General features: G+C 64.4%; 18 protein-coding genes. 9 read left to right on the plus strand and 9 right to left on the minus strand.

Going from position 1 to position 22377, the window contains the following annotated elements; all coding sequences use genetic code 11:
- Window positions 1-107 precede the first annotated feature (107 nt).
- From HHL08_RS21235 to HHL08_RS21245, 3 genes are read left to right on the plus strand one after another with little or no spacing between them, the layout of a single operon-like run.
- Window positions 108-1397 carry an MFS transporter gene (locus tag HHL08_RS21235; RefSeq protein ID WP_169574957.1) on the plus strand — a complete coding sequence of 430 codons (1290 nt, stop codon included), beginning with the start codon at window positions 108-110 and terminating at the stop codon, window positions 1395-1397.
- A gap of 56 nt (window positions 1398-1453) precedes the next feature.
- Window positions 1454-2221: a helix-turn-helix domain-containing protein gene (locus tag HHL08_RS21240; protein ID WP_169574958.1), complete on the plus strand. Its 768-nt coding sequence runs from the start codon at window positions 1454-1456 to the stop codon at window positions 2219-2221.
- Window positions 2218-2919, plus strand: a complete 702-nt coding sequence (locus HHL08_RS21245) for a FadR/GntR family transcriptional regulator (protein WP_169574959.1) — start codon at window positions 2218-2220, stop codon at window positions 2917-2919. The genes HHL08_RS21240 and HHL08_RS21245 overlap by 4 nt, the downstream gene beginning before the upstream one ends.
- Window positions 2920-2935: 16 nt before the next feature.
- Here the strand turns inward: HHL08_RS21245 and HHL08_RS21250 are convergent, their stop codons facing one another.
- The gene (locus tag HHL08_RS21250) at window positions 2936-4021 is read right to left on the minus strand and encodes a helix-turn-helix transcriptional regulator (protein ID WP_169574960.1); all 1086 of its coding nucleotides are present in this window, start codon (window positions 4019-4021) and stop codon (window positions 2936-2938) included.
- A gap of 85 nt (window positions 4022-4106) precedes the next feature.
- On the opposite strand from HHL08_RS21250, the gene cysD reads away from it, so the two are divergent.
- The 3 genes from cysD to HHL08_RS21265 all read left to right on the plus strand — a co-directional run bounded on the left by cysD (window position 4107) and on the right by HHL08_RS21265 (window position 7781).
- Window positions 4107-5018, plus strand: coding sequence for a sulfate adenylyltransferase subunit CysD (gene cysD, locus HHL08_RS21255; RefSeq protein WP_169574961.1), 912 nt, complete (start codon window positions 4107-4109; stop codon window positions 5016-5018).
- A 100-nt stretch (window positions 5019-5118) separates the two neighbouring features.
- Window positions 5119-7032, plus strand: coding sequence for a sulfate adenylyltransferase subunit CysN (gene cysN, locus HHL08_RS21260; protein WP_169574962.1), 1914 nt, complete (start codon window positions 5119-5121; stop codon window positions 7030-7032).
- The gene (locus HHL08_RS21265; RefSeq protein WP_169574963.1) at window positions 7029-7781 is read left to right on the plus strand and encodes a 3'(2'),5'-bisphosphate nucleotidase CysQ; all 753 of its coding nucleotides are present in this window, start codon (window positions 7029-7031) and stop codon (window positions 7779-7781) included. Before cysN ends, HHL08_RS21265 begins: the two co-directional genes overlap by 4 nt.
- Here the strand turns inward: HHL08_RS21265 and HHL08_RS21270 are convergent.
- Entirely contained in the window at window positions 7778-8425 is a 648-nt protein-coding gene (locus HHL08_RS21270) for a Rossmann-fold NAD(P)-binding domain-containing protein (RefSeq protein ID WP_169574964.1), read from the minus strand. The genes HHL08_RS21265 and HHL08_RS21270 overlap by 4 nt on opposite strands.
- Before the next feature lie 100 nt (window positions 8426-8525).
- Window positions 8526-10025, minus strand: coding sequence for a CoA-acylating methylmalonate-semialdehyde dehydrogenase (locus HHL08_RS21275; protein WP_169574965.1), 1500 nt, complete (start codon window positions 10023-10025; stop codon window positions 8526-8528).
- Window positions 10026-10120: 95 nt separating this feature from the next.
- Between HHL08_RS21275 and HHL08_RS21280 the strand changes: the two genes are divergently transcribed.
- Window positions 10121-11005 (plus strand): LysR family transcriptional regulator, encoded by an 885-nt coding sequence (locus HHL08_RS21280; protein WP_169574966.1) that lies wholly within the window; start codon window positions 10121-10123, stop codon window positions 11003-11005.
- Between the two features lie 181 nt (window positions 11006-11186).
- Here HHL08_RS21280 and HHL08_RS21285 read toward each other — a convergent pair whose 3' ends face one another.
- Window positions 11187-12605 (minus strand): ISNCY family transposase, encoded by a 1419-nt coding sequence (locus HHL08_RS21285; RefSeq protein ID WP_169574967.1) that lies wholly within the window; start codon window positions 12603-12605, stop codon window positions 11187-11189.
- A 351-nt stretch (window positions 12606-12956) separates the two neighbouring features.
- Complete coding sequence (locus tag HHL08_RS21290) at window positions 12957-13814, minus strand: alpha/beta fold hydrolase (RefSeq protein ID WP_169574968.1); 858 nt, start codon at window positions 13812-13814, stop codon at window positions 12957-12959.
- 155 nt (window positions 13815-13969) lie between these two features.
- Between HHL08_RS21290 and HHL08_RS21295 the strand changes: the two genes are divergently transcribed.
- Both HHL08_RS21295 and HHL08_RS21300 read left to right on the plus strand, forming a co-directional pair.
- On the plus strand, window positions 13970-15622 hold the full coding sequence (locus tag HHL08_RS21295) for a M28 family peptidase (protein WP_206378029.1): 1653 nt from the start codon (window positions 13970-13972) through the stop codon (window positions 15620-15622).
- 106 nt (window positions 15623-15728) lie between these two features.
- A complete protein-coding gene (locus tag HHL08_RS21300) occupies window positions 15729-17627 on the plus strand; it encodes a bifunctional sugar phosphate isomerase/epimerase/4-hydroxyphenylpyruvate dioxygenase family protein (protein ID WP_169574969.1) in 1899 nt (632 codons plus the stop codon).
- Window positions 17628-17677: 50 nt separating this feature from the next.
- On the opposite strand, the gene HHL08_RS21305 is transcribed toward HHL08_RS21300, so the two are convergent.
- The 4 genes from HHL08_RS21305 to HHL08_RS21320 all read right to left on the minus strand — a co-directional run bounded on the left by HHL08_RS21305 (window position 17678) and on the right by HHL08_RS21320 (window position 22321).
- Window positions 17678-18979: a carbohydrate porin gene (locus tag HHL08_RS21305; protein ID WP_169574970.1), complete on the minus strand. Its 1302-nt coding sequence runs from the start codon at window positions 18977-18979 to the stop codon at window positions 17678-17680.
- Complete coding sequence (locus HHL08_RS21310; RefSeq protein WP_169574971.1) at window positions 18976-19872, minus strand: shikimate dehydrogenase; 897 nt, start codon at window positions 19870-19872, stop codon at window positions 18976-18978. Before HHL08_RS21310 ends, HHL08_RS21305 begins: the two co-directional genes overlap by 4 nt.
- A 25-nt stretch (window positions 19873-19897) precedes the next feature.
- Window positions 19898-21262 (minus strand): MFS transporter, encoded by a 1365-nt coding sequence (locus tag HHL08_RS21315; RefSeq protein ID WP_169574972.1) that lies wholly within the window; start codon window positions 21260-21262, stop codon window positions 19898-19900.
- A 156-nt stretch (window positions 21263-21418) separates the two neighbouring features.
- Complete coding sequence (locus HHL08_RS21320; protein WP_169574973.1) at window positions 21419-22321, minus strand: LysR substrate-binding domain-containing protein; 903 nt, start codon at window positions 22319-22321, stop codon at window positions 21419-21421.
- Between the last annotated feature and the right edge of the window lie 56 nt (window positions 22322-22377).

Genomic DNA, 22377 nt, shown 5'->3' on the forward strand with positions numbered 1-22377 from the left:
TTTAGCCGGGGGCTAAACTGTCCGGTCGCGTCGACTGCCCTTGGCGCGGCCGGGCATCCCATATCCGGCAGCGCCATTGCGGCGACGCCAAGCAAAGGCTTACCCCGATGGCCACTCCATCCGCTCACGCCCCATCCTTTCTGCGCCTGTTGCCGCCGCTGCTGATCCTGGCGCTGGCGATGGCGGCCGGCTTCACCATGATGGGATCGTTCAGCATGGTGCAGGAAGGCGCCAAGGCCGAAATGGGCCTGAGCGATTTCCAATTGTCGCTGGTTCAGGGCGTGGCCGCCGCGGTGCCGCTGCTGCTCTTTTCCATACCCATTGGGTTATTGGTCGATCGGACCAATCGTCTGCGCCTGTTCATCGGGCTGGCGCTGATCTGGACGCTGGGCACCTTCCTGACCGCCACGGCGCAGAGCGTGCCCGCGCTGTTCATGGCGCGGATGCTCGCCGGGATCGGCACCACCGGCGCCTTGACGGCGGCGCTGTCGCTCTGCGCGGACCTGTGCCCGCCGCACCAGCGGGGCAGGGCGCTGCTGGTCGTGACCTTGGGCAAGGCGCTGGGGCAGGCGGGGGCGTTCGCGCTGGCGGGCTGGCTGCTCAGCCTGTTTTTGCGTCAGGGGGCGGCGGGCCTGTTCGCGGACGTCACACCCTGGCGCGCCACTCATTTCGCGTTGGCGGCGATCAGCGCCGCGCTCATCCTGCCCCTATGCCTGTTGCGCGAACCGGCGCGGCGGGAAGTGACGGCGGGCATTCATGCGCCCTGGCGCGTGGTAATGGGCGAGCTATGGTCACGCCGCGCCTTTCTCGGCCCCCTGTTCATCGGACAAGTCAGCGTGGTGATGGCCGACGCCGCCGCCGCGATCTGGGCCTCGCCCGTCTTGTCGCGCAGCTATGGCCTGGCACCGCCCGACTTTGCCGGCTGGATGGGCAGCCTCATCTTCCTGACCGGGGTGGCGGGATCGGTCCTGGGCGGCATCGCGGCCGATATCGGGCAGAAGAGCGGGCGGCGCGGCGGCCTGCTGATCGGCGCAGTGATTGCGGCGGCGCTGGGTATCCCGGCCGCGCTCTTCCCGATCATGCCCGGCATCCCATCCTTTGCCGTGGCGCTGGGCGCGCTGATGCTGTGCGGCACCGTCACCGGCCTCATCACCTCCGTCGCGCTCACGGTAATGCTGCCCAACGAGTTGCGCGGCCTGTGCATCGGCGCCTTCATCGCCATAGCCGGGCTGATCGGCTTCGGCGTAGCACCGACATTGGTGACCGCGATCAGTGGCCTTCTCGGCGGCGAAGCGCATCTGGGCGAGGGCCTCGCTACCGTCGGCGTCTCGGTCAGCATCGTGTCCGTCGGCGCCTTCTGGCTGGCCATGCGTCGCGCGCCCGCCAGACCTATCTGATAGCTATTGCCAAAAGCTGTCAGATAGGTAAGGATGGAGCCAAGGAGAAGATGGCCATGGACCGAATCATTGTGTCGCCGGAGATGACCGCGCTGGTCGGGCCGGGCATCGCCACACCCGCCAATGATGCGGGCCTTTCCGCCGCCTTCCTGCTGGGCTTCGGCGCGGTGGGGCAGGCGGCGTCGGTCCGGCTGGTCGAGCAACCCACGCTCGCCGACCTGAACGACGATCCGGGCAGCCGCCTTATCCTCCTGGTCGCGCCGGACGCCTGCGCGCGCGTGGCGGACGGCGCGGTGCCGCTGACGCCGGGCGTCGCTTATTATCTGCCCGCGCCGCTCCGCGCGATCGCGATCGCCATCCGCGACTGCCGGTTGCACGACGCGGCCGCGGCCCCCTATCGGCTGGCCAAGAGCATCGAGCTTTTCTGCGAATTATTGCGCACCGGGCGCGAAGACGGGTTCGTGCCGATCGGACAGGATGCTTCGCTGTCGCGCGCCGACAGCGAAAGGCTGTTGACGGCGCGGCGCATGATCGAGGATCGCTGGGCCGAGAAACTGACGCTGGACGGCATCGCCCGCGCCTGTGGCCTCAATCGCGCCAAATTGACGCGGGGCTTCCGCGACATGTTCGGCAGTTCGGTCGCCGATGCGATCACGGCGCAGCGGCTCGACCGGGCAGGGGAGATGCTGGTTGCGACCGAATTGCCGGTATCCTCGATCGGCTATCGCTGCGGCTATCTCAACAATGCCAGCTTCACCCGTGCTTTTGCGCGCCATTTCGGCGTCGCGCCGACGCTCTATCGCGCCGAGGGGCTGGCGGCATGACGAGCCGGGCAATCGACGATGGCGGGTCGCTGGTCGAACGCGCCATCCAGGCAGTGCGCGACCATATCCGCGACCATAGCCTGCGGGTCGGCGACACGCTGCCGGGGGAAGGCGCCTTCGCCGCCACCCTGGGCGTCAGCCGGGCCGTGATGCGCGAAGCCTTTGGCGCGCTCGCCGCCTTGCACCTGATCGACGTCGGCAATGGCCGCCGCGCAAGGGTGGGGGCGATCGACGGGTCGGTGATGGGGGCCTCAATCGACCATGCGGTATCGACCGAGCAGGTCAGCGTCGCCGATGTGTGGGACGTGCGGCGCACGCTCGAACTGCGGATCGCCGCGCTCGCAGCGGAGCGGCGCACCGACGCGCAGGCCGGCGCCATCCTGGCCATCGCGCAGGCCATGGCGAAAGGGTGCGAAGACATGGCGCAGGTGACCCGGCTCGACATCGCGCTGCATAATGCGATCGCCGAGGCGGCGTCTAACCTGCTCTTTGCGCAGATCATGCGGTCTTTCGCGCCGCTGATGGAAACGGCGGTGCCCCGCGCCTGGGAAACGCGCCGGACCGATGAACAGCGGCGGTATATCATCGCCTGCCATCTCGATCTGGCCCAGGCGATCGTGGACCGCGACGCTGTGGCCGCCGCTGCGGCGATCGACCGACATTTCGACAGTTCGATCGGGCAGATGCTCGCGACATGAGCTTCGCCGGATGCGGTCAGGCGATCGCCAGCACGCTGCTCAAGATGATCCGCACCAGTTCGGCCTGGCCGCGCGCGCCCATCTTGGCGTAGATTTTCTTGGAATAGTTGCGCGCCGTTTCGACCGTCAGATGGAGATTGGCGGCCGCCTGCGCGATCGGGATGCCCTGGCCCATTTCCCAGGCAAGCCGCGCCTCGCTGGGCAGCAGGCCGAACAGATCGACCAGCTGCTCGCACCGGTCCGCCTGCGACGATCGGTCACCGCTCAGATAGACGATCGCCACCGGCGTCCCGCCCGCCGCCACCGACTGTCCGCGGAACGGCGCGACCAGCATGTCCATCCACGGATCGCGGCTCAAATTGATCGCGCGCGGCCGCGCCTCCGCATCCTGGGCGAACGCCTTGGCCAGCGCCGTCAGTTCGCGGTCCAGCCCCGGCGATGTCGGGGTCAATCGGTCATAGCGCCCACGCCGCAGGATGGTGTTTCGCTGGAACAGCTGTTCGACATGGGGCGTCATGTCGAGGATGCGGCATTGGGCATCCAGCGTCAGCCAGCCGAAATTCAGCCGCCCAAAAGCTTCGGACGTCAGGGTCGATCGCAACTTTTCGCGCTCTAACGCCACGAAACCGCGCAATGCCGTGCGCAGATGCGGGGCGAGCGCGGTCAGCAACGCTGTGGCCGACGACGATATGCGCGCGCCCGCGCAGCTCAGCCAGGCGTCGACCCCGCTACTCTCCGTCACCCGCACGGATCTTATGTCCTCCACGCCCATGCCATGCAGGAAGTCGTGCCGATAGGATTGCAACGCAGCATTGTCCGGCGGGATCAGCTCGGCGAGCGCATAGACCCGCCCCTCCCGCATGTTGCGATAGGGCAGGGGATCGTGCCCATATTTCTCGGCGAACAGCCGGCCCAGATGTGGCGGCGCCGCAGGGCCGGCATAAAGCTCGACGATATTCTTCTCGTCGATCGGACGGAAGGCCAGGCTGACATAACGGACCTGCGTCCGGCTCCGCAGCCGTTCGAGAAAATCATGCCAGAGAGGTTGTTGGAACATGCCTTCGCTCAGGCTGACCAGGAGACCAGAATCGTCCAATCGCATGAGGCGATACTACACCCTCCCATTTGGGAGGTCCAATGTTAGTTGCTTGCTGCCAAAACCGGTGGCAAGGCGATTGCGAGGATTTATGGCGGACGTGAAGACCCTGACTCATCTGGAGCGGCTCGAAGCCGAAAGCATCCACATCCTGCGCGAAGTGGTCGCCGAGGCCGAAAAGCCGGTCATGCTCTATTCGGTCGGCAAGGACAGCGCGGTGATGCTGCATCTGGCGCGCAAGGCCTTCTATCCTTCGCCGCCGCCCTTTCCGCTGCTGCATGTCGACACGACCTGGAAATTTCAGGAAATGTACAAGCTGCGCGACCGCATGGCGCAGGAAAGCGGCATGGAATTGCTGGTCTATCATAATCAGGAAGCGATGGACCGGGGCATCAACCCGTTCGACCATGGCGCGCTGCACACCGACATGTGGAAGACGGAGGGGTTGAAGCAGGCGCTCAACCTCTATGGCTTCGACGCGGCCTTTGGCGGCGCGCGGCGCGACGAGGAAAAGAGCCGGGCGAAGGAGCGCATCTTCTCCTTCCGTACCGCGTCGCACGGCTGGGACCCCAAGAATCAGCGGCCCGAACTGTGGAACCTCTACAACGCTCGCAAGAATAAGGGGGAGAGCATCCGCATCTTCCCGATCAGCAATTGGACCGAGCTGGATATCTGGCAATATATCCACTTGAACGACGTGCCGATCGTGCCGCTCTATTTCGCGGATGAACGCCCCACGGTGGAGCGGGACGGCATGTTGCTGATGGTCGATGACGACCGTTTCCCGTTGATGCCCGGCGAAACGCCGGTGATGCGCTCGATCCGATTCCGCACGCTGGGCTGCTATCCGCTGACCGGCGCGGTCGAAAGCACGGCCAAGACTTTGCCCGAAGTGATTCAGGAAACGCTGTTGACGACCACGTCGGAACGGCAGGGCCGCGCGATCGACAAGGATGCGGGCGGCGCGGGCATGGAGAAGAAGAAGCAGGAGGGTTACTTCTAAGGAAGTTTCCTTCCGTTCGGGCTGAGCCTGTCGAAGCCCCACACTTTTCTTCAGAAGAACAGCCCTTCGACAGGCTCAGGGCGAACGGATTTAGAACGCTATGACCGACACCCTCACAGACCCCATCTACAAGACCGACGCCCTCATCGCCGAAGATATCGACGCCTATCTCAAGGTCCATGAGTATAAGACGATGCTGCGCTTCATCACCTGCGGGTCGGTGGACGATGGCAAATCGACGCTGATCGGCCGGCTGCTCTATGACAGCAAGATGATCTTCGAGGATCAGCTGGCCGCGCTGGAGGCGGACAGCAAGAAGGTCGGTACGCAAGGGCAGGAGATCGACTTCGCCCTGCTGGTCGATGGCCTGGCCGCCGAGCGGGAGCAGGGCATCACGATCGACGTCGCCTATCGTTTCTTCGGCACCGAAAAGCGCAAGTTCATCGTCGCCGACACCCCCGGCCACGAACAATATACCCGCAACATGGTGACCGGCGCATCGACGGCGGACCTGGCCGTCATCCTGATCGACGCGCGCAAGGGTATCCTGACGCAAACCCGCCGCCACAGCTATCTCGCCCACCTGATCGGCATCCGCAACATCGTGCTGGCCGTCAACAAGATGGATCTGGTCGGCTATGATCAGGCGGTGTTCGACCGGATCGTCAAGGATTATACCGAATTTGCCCGCTCGATCGGCATCACCGCTTTCACGCCGATGCCGATTTCCGGCTTCAAGGGCGACAATATCACCGGCCCCAGCGCCAACACGCCCTGGTACACCGGCCCGGCGCTGATCGAGCATCTGGAGATGGTCGAGGTCAACAGCGCAGCCGACGCCGACAAGCCGTTCCGCATGGCGGTGCAATGGGTCAACCGCCCCAATCTGGATTTCCGCGGCTTTTCCGGCCAGATCGCAACTGGATCAGTGCGGCCCGGCGACGCCATCCGCGTCCTGCCGTCGGGCAAGACCAGCACGATCACCCGCATCGTAACCCTTAATGGCGACCTGAACGAAGCCGTCGCCGGTCAGTCGGTCACGCTCTGCTTCGCCGACGAGGTCGATTGTTCGCGCGGCGATGTGATCGCGGTGTGCGACAATCCGCCCCAGGTCGCGGACCAGTTCGAAGCGACGATCGTGTGGATGGCGGACGAGGAAATGCTGCCGGGCCGCTCCTACTGGCTCAAGATCGGCACCCAGACTGTCACAGCCACGGTCCAGCAGCCCAAATATCAGGTCAACGTCAACACGATGGAGCAGCTGGCGGCCAAGACGCTGGAGCTGAACGCCATCGGCGTCGCCAATCTGTCGACGGACAAGCAGATCGTGTTCGAACCCTATGAAGCGAACCGCACATTGGGCGGCTTCATCCTGATCGACAAGATCACCAACGCCACGGTAGCCGCCGGGATGCTGCATTTCAGCCTGCGCCGCGCCCAGAATGTCCATTGGCAGGCGACCGATGTCAGCCGCGATTTCCATGCGGGCCTCAAGAATCAGAAAGCCGCCGTGCTGTGGTTCACCGGGCTTTCGGGGGCGGGCAAATCGACCATCGCCAATCTGGTCGAAAAGCGGCTCGCCCGCATGAACCGCCACACCTTCCTGCTGGACGGCGACAATGTCCGCCATGGCCTGAACAAGGATCTGGGCTTCACCGACGCCGACCGGGTGGAAAATATCCGCCGCGTGGGCGAGGTCGCCAAGCTGATGACCGACGCGGGCCTGATCGTCATCACCGCCTTCATCTCCCCCTTCCGCGCCGAACGCGACATGGTGCGGCAGATGATGCAGCCGGGCGAGTTTATCGAGGTGCATATCGATTCCACGCTGGCCGATGCCGAGGCGCGCGACGTCAAGGGCCTCTATAAAAAGGCGCGGGCGGGCCAGCTCAAGAATTTCACCGGCATCGACAGCCCCTATGAAGCGCCCGAAGACCCGGAGATCCGCATCGACACCGCGGACATGACCGCAGAGGAAGCGGCCGAGGCGATCGTCGCGAGGCTGATCCCATGAGCCTGGACCTGTCCGACGCGAAGCTGGCCGCCTATCTCGCCGAAATAGCGGGCAGGTTGCTGCTCGACGTCCGGGCGTCCGGCCTGTTCAGCCCCAAGGCGCTGGGCAAGGCCGGCGACCAGACCGCCAACCAGTTCCTCGTCCATGCCCTGCGCGAACAGCGGCCCGACGACGGGCTGTTGTCCGAGGAGGAAAAGGATAATGAAGATCGCCTGGCCAAGAGCCGGGTGTGGGTCGTCGATCCGGTCGATGGCACGCGCGAATATGGCGAGGAGCGGGCCGACTGGGCGGTGCATGTGGGTATGGCGATCGATGGCCAGCCGGTGATCGGCGCGGTCGCGCTGCCGGGCATGGACGGCGTGGGGGGCGGGCGTGGCCTCGTCCTGCGCTCCGACCAGCCCATCCCCTTGCCCTCCGCACCCGACCGGCTGCGCATGGTCGTCAGCCGCACCCGCCCGGCGGCCGAAGCGATCGAAGTGGCCGCGCATCTGGGCGCGGAACTGGTGCCGATGGGGTCGGCGGGAGCCAAGGCGATGGCGATCATCCTGGGCCAGGCCGATATCTACCTGCATAGCGGCGGCCAATATGAATGGGACAGCATGGCCCCGGTCGCGGTCGCACGCGCCCATGGCCTCCATTGCTCGCGCATCGACGGCTCGCCGCTCATCTACAATCAGGCCGATGTCTATCTGCCGGACCTGCTCATCTGTCGGCCCGAACATGCCGACATGGTGCTGAAGCTGATCTAGAGCGCGGCGGCGCGGGCAATATCCGCCGCCGTTATGACATGGGTGCCGGGCTGCCCGCTTAGTGCCGCCGCGACCAACAGCTGCGCCACGGTGACCGCCGGGCTGATCCTGGCGCTGGCCGGCAGGATGGGTCCGGCGATCCGCAGCACGCTGCCCGTGATCCGTTCTATCGCCCGATGCTCCGCCCGCTCGCCGCCCAGCAGGCCCGGCCGCAGGATCGTCAGCGATGGAAAGCCAAGCTGGCGCACCGCCGCTTCCACCTCGCCCTTGGTCCGCGGGTAGAGAAAGGGCGAGCGGCTGTCCGCGCCCATGGAGGAGGTCAGTGCAAAGCGAAGCGCCCCACCGCGCCGCAGCGCCGCGGCGATCGCCAGCACATAGTCATGATCGACCGCGCGGAAAGCCGCCACCGACCCGGCCTTCTTGCGCGTCGTACCCAGCGCGCAAATCGCGCCATCGGCCGCCCACCATGGCGCATCACGGGGCAGGGTGCCGCTGTCCACCAGCGGATTGAGCAATTTGGAATGGGGCGCCAATGGCCGCCGCGTGGGCGCCACGACCTGCGTCACGCGATCATCGTCCAGCATCAGCGTCAGCGCTATGCCGCCGACCAGGCCCGTAGCGCCTGCGAGGAAGATGGTGGTCATTCGCCCAGCATAACGCGGTTTCTGCTGGACGGGAAGCAAGGGAAGGGACGGGCAATGGCCGCAGCGATCGCCCGTCCCCTTAACATCCGCGCAAAAGCGCTTACTTCATCGTCGGGATGACGAAGCTCTGGTCCACCACCGCGCCGCCGGTCGGCCAGCGCTGCGTGATCTTCTTGTTGCGGGTGTAGAAGCGCACGCCATCCTCGCCATATTGGTCCATATCGCCGAAGCCCGAACGCTTCCAACCACCAAAGCTATGATAGGCGACCGGCACCGGGATCGGCACGTTGATGCCGACCATGCCGACTTCGACCTCCGCGGCAAACTTGCGGGCATAATCGCCGTTGCGGGTGAAGATGGCGACGCCGTTGCCATATTGATGCTTGCTCGGATAGCTCAGCGCTTCCTCGAACGTCTCTGCGCGCAGGATCTGGAGCACCGGGCCGAAAATTTCGTCCTGATAGCTTTTCATCTGCGGGGTGACCCGGTCGATCAGCGTGGGCGCGAGGTAGAAGCCTTCCTCATAGCCCTGGAGCTGGAAGCCGCGGCCGTCGACCACGATTTCCGCGCCTTCATCGGCCGCCATCTGGATATAGGATTCGACCCGCGCCTTGTGCTGGGCGGTGACGAGCGGACCATATTGCGCGTCGGGATCGGTCGGTATGCCGGGACGCAGCGTCTCGATTGCGGCGATCAGCTTGGTGCGGAAGATTTCCGCCGTCGCTTCGCCCACCGGGGTCACGACCGGCAACGCCATGCAGCGTTCGCCCGCCGAACCATAGGCCGCGCCCACGATATCGGCGACCGCCTGGTCCATGTCCGCGTCAGGCAGGATGATGCCGTGATTTTTCGCGCCGCCCATGCATTGCGCCCGTTTGCCGTTCGCGGCGGCCCGCTGATAGACATAATTGGCGATGTCGGACGACCCGACGAAGCTCACTGCCTTGATATCAGGATGGTCCAGAATGGCATCGACCATTTCCTTGTCGCCATGGACGACGTTCAGGATGCCAGCGGGCAGGCCCGCTTCCAGCGCCAGTTCCGCCAGGCGGACCGGCACGGACGGATCACGCTCCGAGGGCTTGAGAATGAAGGCGTTACCGCACGCGATCGCCATCGCGCTCATCCACAGCGGGATCATGGCCGGGAAGTTGAACGGGGTGATGCCCGACACGATGCCCAGCGGCTGGCGCATCGAATAGACGTCGATGCCGGGGCCGGCGCCTTGCGTATAATCGCCCTTCAGCAAATGCGGGATGCCGCAGGCGAACTCCACGACTTCCAGACCGCGCTGGATATCGCCCTTGGCGTCGGCCAGCACCTTGCCATGTTCGGACGACAGCATCCGCGCCAGCTCGTCCATATTCGCTTCGATCAGTTCCCGGTAGCGGAACATCACGCGCGCGCGGCGCTGCGGGTTGGTCGCGGCCCAGTCGGGCTGGGCCGACAGCGCGGAATCGATCGCCTTCTGGAGATGGGCGGCATCGCCCAGTTCCACCTGCGCCTGGACCGCGCCGGTCGACGGATCGAGTATGTCGGACAGGCGCGCGCCGGGCAGGGACGTGGACGTGCCATGGATGAAATGGGTGACGGTTCTCATAACTGATCCTCTCCTGATCGGAACGAACATCTTATAGACGCGGCAGCTTGGCAGGGATATGCATATGGCGACACATTGGTTGTGCAGTTATACCTATGCTGAATTCCGACGATCTCCGCCTCTTCCTGGCCGTCATGCGCGAAGGCAATATGCTGGCGGCCTCGCGACGCGTCGGTGTCGACCATAGCACCGTCGCCCGGCGGATCACCAGCCTGGAGGCGACACTGGGCGCGCGCCTGTTCGATCGGTCGCCACGCGGCGTCACGCCGACCCAGGCCGCCTTCGCGCTCGTGGGTCATGCCGAACGGATCGAGAGCGAATTGCTGGCGGCGGTCGGAAGCGTGTCCGGCCGGGACAGCGAGGTCGAGGGGACGGTGCGCCTGGCGACGCCCGAAGCCTGCGCCAGCTATCTGGTTGCGCCCCATGTCGCCGCCCTGCGCGCCCGGCATCCCCGGCTGACGCTGGAACTGGCGTCGGAAAGCCGGGTGGCCAGCCTGTCCAAGCGCGAGGCTGATATCGCAGTGATGCTGAAACCGCCGCCCAAGGGGCGGTTGGTGACCCGCAAGCTGGTCGACTATCGCCTCGGTCTTTATGCGTCGCGAGACTATCTGGACAGCCATGGCGAACCGACGGTGCGCGCCGACCTCAATCGCCATGCCTTCATATCCTATATCGAGGAACTGGCCGGATTTCCCGAAATGATCGCCCTGGACCAGATCTTGCCCGGCGCGCCGATCGGCTTCCGGTCCAGCTCCAGCGCGGCGCAGCATGCCGCGGTGGTGGCGGGCGTGGGCATCGGCGTGCTGCACGTCTTTGCGGCGGGCGAAGATGAGCGACTGGTGCGGATATTACCGCAGGAGATCGAGGTATGGCGCAGCTACTGGCTGGTGATGCATGCCGATCTGCAACGGCTGACCCGGATCAGGGCCACGATCGATTTCATCGACGACGTGATGCGGACGATGCGCGACCGGCTGTAGGCGGGATCGGCATTGCTGTTCCTGCCATTTAGAGAAGTCACTATCTCCGCCATATAGAAATGTCACACGTTGAAGACAGCAGGGGCTGCGCGGAGCCATCGGCCTAGCGCAGCGCAGCCCCTGCTGATGCGCTGACTTTGGGGTGGTGCACCATGGACCCGCTGCCCTGCAGTGGGCCCGGTCATGTCCTCTGCACGAACCTGAGCGTGCCGCGTTCGCGCAACGTCTCATCACTGAGCCTGGGACTACGCTTGAGCTTCGAGCCGCCCAGTGTGCGGCGATCGATCTTCGCAGGCGGTTCCGGCTCGGAGAACATATGCATGGGCTGGTCACGGCGGGCAGGGGCGTGGTTGTTGCGCTTGCGGTGATGCGGCATGATCGCCTGCATCTGCCGGGCCAGCAGCAACGCCGCGTCCAGATGCTTGTTCTCGACAATGGCAGGCTGGTTCACCTGCCGCATCTTGTCGAACTGACGATAGGGCAGGACATGGCCCTCATGCTCGATCTCCAGTCGACCGTCGGGATATTCACAGACCGTCACCCGCTTGCGCGCCAGATCTAGGCTGACATCGTTCGGCTCCAGAATGAACATTGCCTTGTTGTAATGCAGCGTCAGCGCCGCCGTCACGGTCCGCTGCTCACGCCAGACCATGATTGAGCGCAGATCGTCATGCGGTGCAAGCGGACGGTGCATATCGCGGGCATCGAAGGCGGGTCGGGCGAACCGCTCGTTGTGCCTGGTCCTATAGCTGTCGAGGAAGGTGTTGGCGTCCTCGATCGATGAGATGCATTCCAGGCGCATCGTTTTGAGCAGGCGATCCTGCAAGGTGGCATTGGCCCGTTCGACCCGGCCCTTGGCCTGCGGCGAGTTGGCGCAGATGATCTCGATGTTCAGAGCATCGAGCGCGCGACCAAAATGCGTCATGCCATCGCCACGAGCGGCGCTGGCCCGCGCGTTCCGGAAAACGCTGTGCTTATCGGAATAAAAGGCCACCGGCTTGCCGTGCCATTCGATATATGCGCGGGTCGCCTCCATATAGGCAAAGGTGCTCTTGCTCTCGACCATCCTGAGGTGCATCAGTTCGCTGGTCGCGTCGTCGATATAAACCAGCAGGGTGCATTGCGGGCCGCGATCTTCAAACCACCAATGTTTTGAGCCGTCGATCTGGATCAGTTCACCTCGACAATCCCGACGATAACGCGGCTGATATGGGCGAGGACGGCGAGCGTCACGGTCCTTCCAGAATCCGGCCTGAATCATCCACTGGCGTAAAGTCTCGTGCGAAATCGTGATCTGGTGCCGCCCGGCGAGATATTCAGTCGCTAGAGTCGGACCGAAATCATGATAGTGCTGGCGCACCAGGTCGAGAACGCGTGTGCGAAGGTCCTCCTTGAAGGCGCGGTTGCTCGGGCGGCCGCGCTTCCAAGACACAAGTGCTTCAGGGCCATCTGTATGTAATCGGTCGAGCAACCGGTACACCTGGCGGCGACAGACCCCAAGCAGCATCGCTGCATCCTCGACCCTCAGTTCACCACGGTCGAAACGAAGCAGTGTATCATACCGGGAAAGCTCGCCACGGCTCATTGCCACCACCGTCATAAGCGTGTCCTCCCGCATGCAGGAGAAACATGCCACCGGAACCGCGAGACGTCCCGGCTGTGACATCTCTAAATTGCGGGCAGTGGCATCTCCAAATTGCGCTTACAATCAGAAAGTTCGATAATAAGGATTATGTTAAATCCGCGCTATCGCCGCAATCGCGTACAGCTGTCCAACTCGCCGTCGCACATCGTTGGCAGGCCATGCCGCCACTATCGTTGCAAACGCCCGCATGCAGCGGCCCTCTTTTGCGGAATATCGGTCAGCTATCGCGACCCGGAGGCAGCGATCAACCGATTGCCGGTCGCCCGCGTGCCGCTGGATCAGGTCGCGACATTCGTGGATGGATAGCTATTCCGCCCCGAAACGGATGCGGCGCAGGAAATCCAGCACACCATCGTTGAACATGTCATTGCTGTCGCCTGCGACCATATGGCCGGCGTCCGGCACGCAATAGACTTCCGTCTGCGGCACAAGGCTGACTAGCTCGGCCACGCCCGCGTCATCCACGATATCGCTCTTGCCGCCCCGCACCAGCAAGGTCGGGATCGTCACCCGGCTGCTCGCCGCCAGCAACTCCTCGGTCCAGGCCGGCGGTTCGGCGCTCGGTCGCGCCGCCAGCATGCGCGGGTCCCAATGCCAGTAAAGTCGCCCATCGTCGCGCCGTCGCAGATTCTTCATCAGGCCCGACGGATCACGCTGCGCCTTGCGCTGCGGATTATAGGCGATGACCGCGGCGAGCGCATCATCGGCCGTGGCGAAACCACCCGCATGGGCCTGCATGAAGCTCTGGATTTTCTCCACCCCGGCCGTCGCCGGACGCAGCACGATGTCCACCAGCACGAGCGCGGTCGCCTGCGGCACCTGCCCCATGCCGACCGCGTAGAAGCTGGTCATGCCGCCCATCGATGCGCCGACCAGCGCGACCGGCCGGCGATCGCCAATCGCCGCCTGCAGGTCCGCACCGCGCGCCGCGAGCGAATAGTCGCCCTCGTCCGACCAACTGCTGTCGCCATGCCCGCGCGCATCGAAATTGATGACATGATAGCCCTCCGCGATCATGCGGCGCATCGCGCCCGACCAGCTATGGCGCGTCTGCCCACCGCCATGCAGTAACATGATCGTAGGGGCATGCATTGGACCACCGACATCGGCGACCAGCGTCAATCCATCGCGGGTCGAAAATTCGCGGCGGGATATATCCATCATATGGGCCTCTTCCATGAGGCACCCGGCGCTACAATGTTTCCATAAGATATGCCAGCGTACCGCGCCGGTCCCGGTCTGGCATAAAGACTGTCGACATTGGCGGCCTGATCGGCATGATCCGACTCATTGCGCAGCCCTGCGCCAAGGAGTTGATTATGCTGCCCTCTTTATCGCCCTTCCGTCCGTTCATGCTGGCCGGGCTGCTATCTACATCCGCCATCGCCATGGCTGCGCCGCCCAGTTTCGACGTGGCGCGCGTGGGCGCCGACATCAAGACGCTCTCCAGCGACGAATATGAAGGACGCGGCCCGGCCACGCGGGCGGAGGTCAAGACGATCGACTATATCGCCGCGCAGATGAAGGCGGCGGGCCTGAAACCTGCCGGGCCGAAAGGCAGCTGGTTTCAGGACGTGCCGCTGCGCATGTCGAACATCACCGGCACGCCCACTTTGTCGATGACGATCGGCGGTGCGGCCCAGCCGCTGACGCAAGGGGGCGAAATCGCCGTGCGTGCAGCGGAAACGGGTCAGTCCTCGGTCCGCTTCGCCGACCTGCCGCTGGTCTTCGTTGGCTATGGCGTGAAAGCGCCCGAACGCGGATGGGACGATTTCAAGGGCGTGGACCTGAAGGGCAAGATCATGGTCGTCCTGGTCAACGACCCGGATTTCGAGGGCGGTGAAGGCGATTTCGGCGGCAAGCTGATGACCTATTATGGCCGCTGGACCTATAAGTACGAGGAAGCCGCGCGGCAGGGCGCTGCCGGCGTGCTGGTGGTGCATGAAAGCGAACCCGCCTCCTATGGCTGGGCGACGGTCAAGAACAGCAACACCAACACGATGTTCGACATCGTCCGCGCCGATCCCAAGGCGGCGCATACCCAGATGGAAGGCTGGATGCAGCAGGATCTGGCGGCCAAATTGCTGGCCGCATCAGGCATTGATTTCAACGCGGCCAAGGCGGCGGCGCGCAAGAAGGATTTTCGGCCCATCCCGCTCAAGGCCACGATGAGCGCCAGCTATGCGGTCACGTCCGACATCATCACGTCGCACAATGTCGCGGGCCTGGTGCAAGGCAGCACATATCCCGACGAAACGGTGATCTACTCCGCCCATTGGGACCATCTGGGCATCGGCGCGCCCGATGCGAAGGGCGACACCATCTATAATGGCGCGAAGGACAATGCATCGGGCACCGCCGCGCTGCTGGAACTGGCGCGCGCCTATGCCAAGGGGCCAAAGCCCGAACGCAGCGTCCTGTTCCTGGCGGTGACGGCGGAGGAGAAGGGCCTGCTTGGGTCCGAATATTATGCCGACAATCCGTTGCGGCCGTTGGCGACCACCGCCGGCGTGGTCAATATGGACGGGCCGTTCGGGTTCGAGAAAACCAGGAACTTCAGCATTTCCGGCGCGGCCAAGCTGGACCTGCTGACGACGCTGACCGAAGAAGGCGAGAAGTTGGGGCGGCATTATACGCCGGACGCGCGGCCCGAGGCGGGCAGCTTCTACCGCTCCGATCATTTCCCGATGGCCAAGCGCGGCGTGCCCGCCATTTCCTTCAATCCGGGGCGCGAACTGGTCAATGGCGGCGCCGATCGTGGCAAGATCTTGCAGGACGCCTACACCAAGGACCGCTATCACCAGCCGGCCGACGAATATGACGCCCATTGGGATACCAGCAGTTGGGCGGGCGACCTGACTTTGCTCTACAATGTCGGTCGTCGGGTGGCCGACAGCCATGACTGGCCGAACTGGTCGGCGGACAGCGAATTTCGCGCGACCCGCGATGCGACGACGACCCAGCGCAAATAGGTCGCCACGGTCCCATGCTATAACCATAAGCTATGCCCCGGTCAGTTCGGCCCAATTGCGGATATTGACCGGGGCCACGACTATGACGGCTTGATAAGGAGCCGCCATGTCCATCCCCCTGTCTGAGAACGCCATCGCCACCGTGTCGCTGCGCGGAACGCTGGAGGAAAAGCTGAAGGCCGCGGCCGCCGCCGGTTTCGCCGGGGTCGAGATTTTCGAGAATGACCTGATCGGCTCCGCCCTCGCCCCGCGGGAGGTCCGCGCGATGCTGGGCGATCTGGGCCTGGCCTGCATGCTCTACCAGCCGTTCCGCGATTTCGAAGGGATGCCGGGCGATCTGCGCCGCCGCGCCTTCGACCGGGCGAAGGCCAAGTTCGACCTGATGGATGAACTGGGCACCGACCGCATCCTCATCTGCTCCAACTGCCACCCCGCGGCGCTGGGCGAACGTCAGCGCATTGTCGATGATTTCCGCGAACTGGGCGACATCGCGCAGCAACGCGGCATCATCCTGGGCTATGAGGCGCTCGCCTGGGGTCGGCATGTCAACGACCATCGCGACGCTTGGGCCATCGTGGAAGCGGTCGACCATCCCCATGTCGGCATCATCCTCGACAGCTTCCATTCCCTGTCGCGCAAGATCCCGAGTGACAGCATTCGCGCGATACCGGGCGACAAGATCGCCTTTGTCCAACTGGCGGACGCGCCACTGCTCGACATGGACCTGCTTTATTGGAGCCGCCATTTCCGCAACCTGCCGGGCCAGGGCGGCCTGGATGTCGAAGGCTTCGTCGCGGAAATATTGCGCGCCGGCTATACTGGGCCACTCAGCCTGGAAATCTTCAACGACCGTTTCCGCTCCAATGCCGCGCGGCTGGTTGCCGAGGATGGCTGCCGGTCGCTCGACTATGTGCGTGACGCGGCAAAGCGGTTGATCGATCAACCCACCGATATGCCTGCGCCGCAACCGGTGCTGGGTGCCGAGTTCGTAGAATTCACCGCCGATGGCCGCGATGCCGCGCGCTTGGGCAGCAGTTTCGCGACGCTGGGCTTCACCCTGGTCGGCGAGCATCGCCACAAGAAGGTGACGCGCTGGCGGCAGGGCGGTGTCAATCTGGTCATCAATGCGGAACCCAAGGGCTTTGCCAGCGCCTATCGCGCGGCGCAGGGCACGGCGATCTGTGCGATCGGCGTGCGGGTGAAGGACAAGATGGCGGTACTGGCCCGCGCCGCGGCGCTGGGCATCAAAGCCTATAGCCCGGAAGGCCGCCCCGGTCGCCTCGCCATGCCGGCGCTGCGCGGCGTGGGCGGCAGCCTGGTCTATCTGATCGACGCGGACGAGGTCGAGGGATTGTGGGCGCGCGAATTTCACGCGGCTGATGGCGATGCGGGCGCGGTCGGTGCCGATGCCCGCGGCATCGATCACCTCGCCGCCGTCGTCCATAATGACGAATTTCTGTCGTGGCAGCTCTACTGGCGCGCCTTGTTCGGGTTGGAAGCGCGCGCGGCGCAGGATGTCATCGACCCGTCCGGCCTGGTCCACAGCCAGGCGCTGCAATCGGCGGACGGCGCGTTCCGGGTAACGATCAACGCGACCGATGCACGCGAGACATTGTCCGCACGCTTTCTGGACCATGGCATTGGCGGCGGCTATCAGCATGTCGCGCTGACCACCGACGATATCTTTGGCACGGCGCTAGCGCTGCGAGACGAAGGCGCGGCGATGCTGGATATCCCGACCAACTATCATGCCGATCTGGCGGTGCGCTTCGATCTGGACGACGCGCTGGTTGCGCGCATGGCCGACCTTGGCATCCTGTATGACGAGGATAGCGACGGCGCAGGCTTCTGGCAGCTTTACAGCCGCGCCTTCGACAAGCTGTTCTTCTTCGAATTCGTGCAGCGCGCCGATGGTTATGCCGGTTATGGCGCGCCCAATGCCGGGGTGCGGCTGGCCGCGCAGAACCGGTTTCGCCCCGAAGCGACACCGACAGCCACGCTATAAATCTTTACCTCCGTCTGTTTGTCGAAGCGAACGGACGGAGGCGCGATCCGTCAGAAGATGAACTTGACGGTTGCGCCCGCCACCAGCGCGTCGGGATAAAGGTTCGTTGCGCCGACGCGGTGGACATATTGCAGGTTGGGCCGCAGCAGCAATTGCCGGGTCGTCTGCCATCCATAGAAAATCTCGCCGCTGATCTCATAGGTCTGCACCGCGACATTCTGACCAAGTGCAACCTGATCGCGCTGCCGATCCGTGATGCGGGGATTGACGCGGGCATAGACGAGGCCGAGGCCGAAATTATCCCTGGGCCGGCTGTCCCACAGCCCGCGCGCGACGAAGCCGCCGCTGACGAAAATGGGCACTCGCGCCGTGTGGCGATCCGACAGGGTGGCCGTGCCGAACAGGCTGAGGCCGCGATCGCCCGGACCGAATCGGACCACCATCTTTTCCGCCATCGCCCAGGCGCTCCACCGTTCCTGCCGCATCGCGGGAGCAAGCCCGGACAGGACATATGATTGCCCGTTCACATCGTCGCGCACGTTGGCGCGGTTGGTTGTGTCCACCAGCGCGCCTATGCGGACCAGGCCGGGCAGGCCGCCTGTCCCCTGCCCCGTCTTCCAGCCCAGTTCGACCGGCAGTACGAAACTGTCGAACCGCGGTGCCAGCTTCCAGCCTGCCCCGGTCTGTGCGCGGAAGGCGTTCACTTCGAACCCCGCGACCGTCACGGTCAGGTTCGGCGCGATTTCCTGCCGGATGCGCAGTCCCCAGCGCGGGATCGGAAAGCCCGAAAAGCCGCTATTATAGAAGAGCGTGGTTGGGCGCGGGCAGAAGGCGAAATTCTGGAACTGGCAGCCACTCGGCAAGGTCGCGAAATCGTCGCCCGTATGATAAAGGCCGAATTTGAGCGCGGTCTTGCCGCCATTGAGCTTCTGTTCGTAGCTGAGTTCAGCCGGGCGCAAATCCTGCCCGCCACCGAATAATTCCTGCACCTCGAACAGGTTTCCAAGGCGCGTCGCGGTCAGATCCTCCCCCTTGCGGTGGATGATCGTGGCGATGATCTTGCCGCCCTCCAGGCCGAACGCCTTGCCGGTGTCGATCGCGGTAGAGGCGAGCAATTGCTGGGTGTAGGCCGCGCCGCCGTCGCGCCCGCCCGTGATGGACGCAGCGCTTTCGGAGACATAGGAGAAGGTTAGTTCGACGCCCTTATCCTTCAGGCGGGTGCGCCAGCCCGGCTTGTCAGCCGGCGGTGACGGCACCGGCGTTTGGGGACCGGCGGACGGCCCTTGCAGTTGCCGCGCGACCGCGGTGCTTGGCGCGGCGATGATCATGGCGGGCGGGCTGTCAGCGATCATACAGCGGCCTTTCGATCGCTGGGGCTGTCGAAAGCACGCAACATCCGCGCGGCGTCAGGCGCAATGTCCGTGAACAGCGCAAAAGCGTGGGCGGCCTGCATCACCGCCATGCCGCCACCATTTAGCGTCGCGCAGCCTTTGGCCGAAGCCGCCTGGATTAATGGCGTTTCCAGCGGGAAATAGATGATGTCCGACACCCATTGATCGGGCGTCAGCAAGGCAGGGTCGAAAGGCAGGCCCGGATGGCTGAGCATCCCGATCGGCGAACATTGCACGATTCCGTCCGCGCCGCGAATGGCGTCTTCCGCCGACAGTGCCGCCTTCACCTGAGCTTGCGGAAACAGCGTGCCAAGCCGATCGGCGAGTGCTTTCGCCTGTTCAGGCGCGGGGTCCGTGATCGTCACACACTGCGCGCCAAGGTCGAGATGGGCATAACCGATCGCCGCCGCCGCGCCGCCCGCACCGATCAGCGCAACATGGGCACGCAGCCGATCGCCAAGGCCCGCCAGAAAATGCGCGCGATAGCCAGACCAGTCCGTATTGTCGCCATGACGCTTGCCGTCACGGAACAGGATGGTGTTGACCGCGCCCAAGGCCCTTGCCGCGTCGGACACGCTATCGACCAACGGCATCACCGCCTGCTTGAAAGGATGGGTGACGTTGATGCCGTCGAAACCCATGCCGACCAGCATGGCGAGCAGGCGCGGCAGGCCCTCTGCATCATAGCCCATCACTTCCCCGTCGAGGATGCGATACACCATAGGGATGCCGAGCGCGCGGGCCTCTCCCTCATGCATCTCCGGGCTGCGCGATCCGGCGATGCCGCTGCCGATCAGGCCACAGAGGATGGACGCGCGGGATGAGCCCGCATCGGCGGGGGAAGCGAAGGACATGGCAGTGATCCTTGGATGAAGCGGGTCAGGCGGCTTTGGGCAGGCGGATCAGCGAGGCGCAAATCCCGGCCAGCACCACCGGCACCGCGAAGATGCCGAAAATGACAGGCAGCGACACTTTGGCCGCGAGCAGGAAGCCGCCGAGCATCGGGCCGATCACCGCGCCAATCCGGCCGACGCCCATGGCCCAGCCGATGCCGGTGCCGCGCGCTTCGGGCGGATAGAGGCTGGCGGCGAGCGGATAGCAGCCATTAAAGCCCCCCTGCACGAACACGCCGATCAGGAAGGCGGTGCCGAGCGTAGCGGCGAGCGGCATCGCGACCGATCCGAAGACGGTCAGCGCTGCGGCGGCCAGCGCCATATAGACCAGGATCAGGCGGCGCAGGTCGAAACGCATGGCGACCAGGCCGATGGAGGAGGTGCCGATGAAGGCGCCGATATTGTAGACGGCGCCGGCATAGATGGCGTCCTTTGCGGGCAGACCGGCCTCGACCGCCAGCTTGGGAATCCAGCTGATGACGAAATAGAGGGTCATGAAGCTGAAAGTGATCGCCAGCCACAGCAGGATGGTGCTGCGCGCGCGGCCTTCGGTTAGCAGACCGCGCACGCCGGCATGACGGGTTTCGCTGACATCCTGTGGCGGCAGCGCATCGAGTTGCGGCTGGCCGATCGAGGCGAGCAGCCGGTTGGCCTTCTGCAACGCGCCTTTGGGCTGGCGGCTGAGCAGGAAGGCGATGGATTCGGGCAGCACCAGCCAGACGATCGGGATGGCGATCGCACACAGTGCAGCGGCGGCGAGCAGCATCGCCTGCCAGCCATGGTCGGCCAGATGGCTGGCGACGACGAAGCCGGTGAGTGTCGCACCGACGGGATAGCCCGCCTGGAGGAAGCCGACCGCGAAGGTGCGATGCTTGCTCGGCGCATATTCGGCGGTCAGTGCCGCCATGCTGGCCAGCACCGTGCCGATGCCGATGCCGACGATGAAGCGGCTGGCGATCAGTTCGCCGATCGACGTGGCGATGCCGGACGCGAACATCGCGGCGGCCATCATGACCAGCGAGGCGAGGATCAGCTTGCGACGGCCGAAGCGATCCGCCAGCGGCGCGATCAGCAGACCGCCCGCGGCCATGCCGGCCAGGCCCGCGCTGAAGACGACGCCCAGGCTTTCGGGGCTGACCTGCCAGTCGCTCGACAGGGCCGGCGCGATATAGGACAGGATCAGCACGTCCATGCCATCCAGCATGTTGAGGATGAAGCAGGTCGCAACGACCAGTATCTGACGCGCCGTCCAGACGCTGTCCGATGCCAATGCCGATGTGGGCGTGGCGGGATTGTCCACCGTCACATAGGGCCGGACGGACACAGTGCCGCTGGCGGAATAGCTGGCCATTGAAGAAACGCCTTTCATCCTCTCGCGGGGGGAACCATGCCCCATAGCTCGAACCAACCCGGTGCCGTCTCCGGTTCTATTCTGCGGGTCTGGTCACCATGTTGCGATTTATCCTTGCTTTCCAGAGCCTCAAATGCGGTCATCCATGCTGTTATGTTATGGCTTTGGGCGGGGAACGCCCAGCAACATGGTGCGGGCTATCTCTTCGAACGTCTCGCCGATGATCGCGCGCGGCGATTCCAGATTGCGATTGATATAGACCGGCAGGGTCCCCGGATCGTCAAACTCCAGAAAGCGCACCGTTTCGGCATGGGCCTGCATCGCTGTGAAGCTGTCCACCAACGCCACGCCCATGCCGTTGGCGACGAAGGCGACCGCGGTTTCAGCAAAGCGGATATAGGTTTCCACCTCCAATTGCTGCCCCGCCCTCGCAAACATGTCGGCGATGATGCGACCGTGCGGCGTGTCGGGACGGAAGGATTGCAACTGTTCATCGGCGATGTCGGCGACGCTGATCCGCGCGCGGTCGGCCAGTCGGTGGCTGGTGGGCACCGCACACACCATTCGTCCCGCACCGATCCGGCTCGACAGGATATTGGGATGGTCGATCGGGAAGACGCTGAGCGCATAGTCGCCACGCTGCAACGCCAGATAGTCCGACGCCTGCTCGACCGACAATATGTCGAACTGGATGGTGAGGCCGGGATAGTTGGCGGTCAGCCGGGCCAGCATCTTGGGCACTACCGAATGACCGAGTGAGGGCGACGCGCCGACGCGAAACGTCCGGTCCTCACCCTTGGCCAGCCGCTTGATGACATGGTTGAGGTCTTCGAACCCCTTATAGACATGCTCGATTTCCTGAAACAGCACGCGCGCTTCATGGGTCGGCACCAATCGGCCGCGTGTCCGGTCGAACAGGCGGAAATGCAGCTTGTCCTCCATATGGCCGAGCATCCGGCTGAGGCCAGGCTGCGACGTGCCGAGCATCTGCGCGGCGGCGCTGACCGTCTTGGCGATCATGATGGCGCGGAATATTTCGATCTGGCGCAGGGTGAGCATGCCGCCTCCCTATCATTGTCTGCCCGCGACGGCCACGGCGGCCGTGCGCGGGATCA

The sequence above is a fragment of the Sphingobium psychrophilum genome (assembly GCF_012927105.1).
Taxonomy (GTDB): Bacteria; Pseudomonadota; Alphaproteobacteria; order Sphingomonadales; family Sphingomonadaceae; genus Sphingobium; species Sphingobium psychrophilum.

Excerpts from the sequence above, each read along its gene's own strand:
- HHL08_RS21290 (WP_169574968.1), bottom strand. The coding sequence starts at position 13,814 with ATGATGGATATATCCCGCCGCGAATTTTCGACCCGCGATGGATTGACG.
- HHL08_RS21270 (WP_169574964.1), bottom strand. The coding sequence starts at position 8,425 with ATGACCACCATCTTCCTCGCAGGCGCTACGGGCCTGGTCGGCGGCATA.
- HHL08_RS21305 (WP_169574970.1), bottom strand. The coding sequence starts at position 18,979 with ATGATCGCTGACAGCCCGCCCGCCATGATCATCGCCGCGCCAAGCACC.
- HHL08_RS21310 (WP_169574971.1), bottom strand. The coding sequence starts at position 19,872 with ATGTCCTTCGCTTCCCCCGCCGATGCGGGCTCATCCCGCGCGTCCATC.
- HHL08_RS21250 (WP_169574960.1), bottom strand. The coding sequence starts at position 4,021 with ATGCGATTGGACGATTCTGGTCTCCTGGTCAGCCTGAGCGAAGGCATG.
- HHL08_RS21280 (WP_169574966.1), top strand. The coding sequence starts at position 10,121 with ATGCTGAATTCCGACGATCTCCGCCTCTTCCTGGCCGTCATGCGCGAA.
- HHL08_RS21320 (WP_169574973.1), bottom strand. The coding sequence starts at position 22,321 with ATGCTCACCCTGCGCCAGATCGAAATATTCCGCGCCATCATGATCGCC.
- HHL08_RS21265 (WP_169574963.1), top strand. The coding sequence starts at position 7,029 with ATGAGCCTGGACCTGTCCGACGCGAAGCTGGCCGCCTATCTCGCCGAA.
- HHL08_RS21315 (WP_169574972.1), bottom strand. The coding sequence starts at position 21,262 with ATGGCCAGCTATTCCGCCAGCGGCACTGTGTCCGTCCGGCCCTATGTG.
- HHL08_RS21300 (WP_169574969.1), top strand. The coding sequence starts at position 15,729 with ATGTCCATCCCCCTGTCTGAGAACGCCATCGCCACCGTGTCGCTGCGC.
- HHL08_RS21240 (WP_169574958.1), top strand. The coding sequence starts at position 1,454 with ATGGACCGAATCATTGTGTCGCCGGAGATGACCGCGCTGGTCGGGCCG.
- cysN (WP_169574962.1), top strand. The coding sequence starts at position 5,119 with ATGACCGACACCCTCACAGACCCCATCTACAAGACCGACGCCCTCATC.
- HHL08_RS21275 (WP_169574965.1), bottom strand. The coding sequence starts at position 10,025 with ATGAGAACCGTCACCCATTTCATCCATGGCACGTCCACGTCCCTGCCC.
- HHL08_RS21245 (WP_169574959.1), top strand. The coding sequence starts at position 2,218 with ATGACGAGCCGGGCAATCGACGATGGCGGGTCGCTGGTCGAACGCGCC.
- HHL08_RS21285 (WP_169574967.1), bottom strand. The coding sequence starts at position 12,605 with ATGACGGTGGTGGCAATGAGCCGTGGCGAGCTTTCCCGGTATGATACA.
- HHL08_RS21295 (WP_206378029.1), top strand. The coding sequence starts at position 13,970 with ATGCTGCCCTCTTTATCGCCCTTCCGTCCGTTCATGCTGGCCGGGCTG.
- cysD (WP_169574961.1), top strand. The coding sequence starts at position 4,107 with ATGGCGGACGTGAAGACCCTGACTCATCTGGAGCGGCTCGAAGCCGAA.
- HHL08_RS21235 (WP_169574957.1), top strand. The coding sequence starts at position 108 with ATGGCCACTCCATCCGCTCACGCCCCATCCTTTCTGCGCCTGTTGCCG.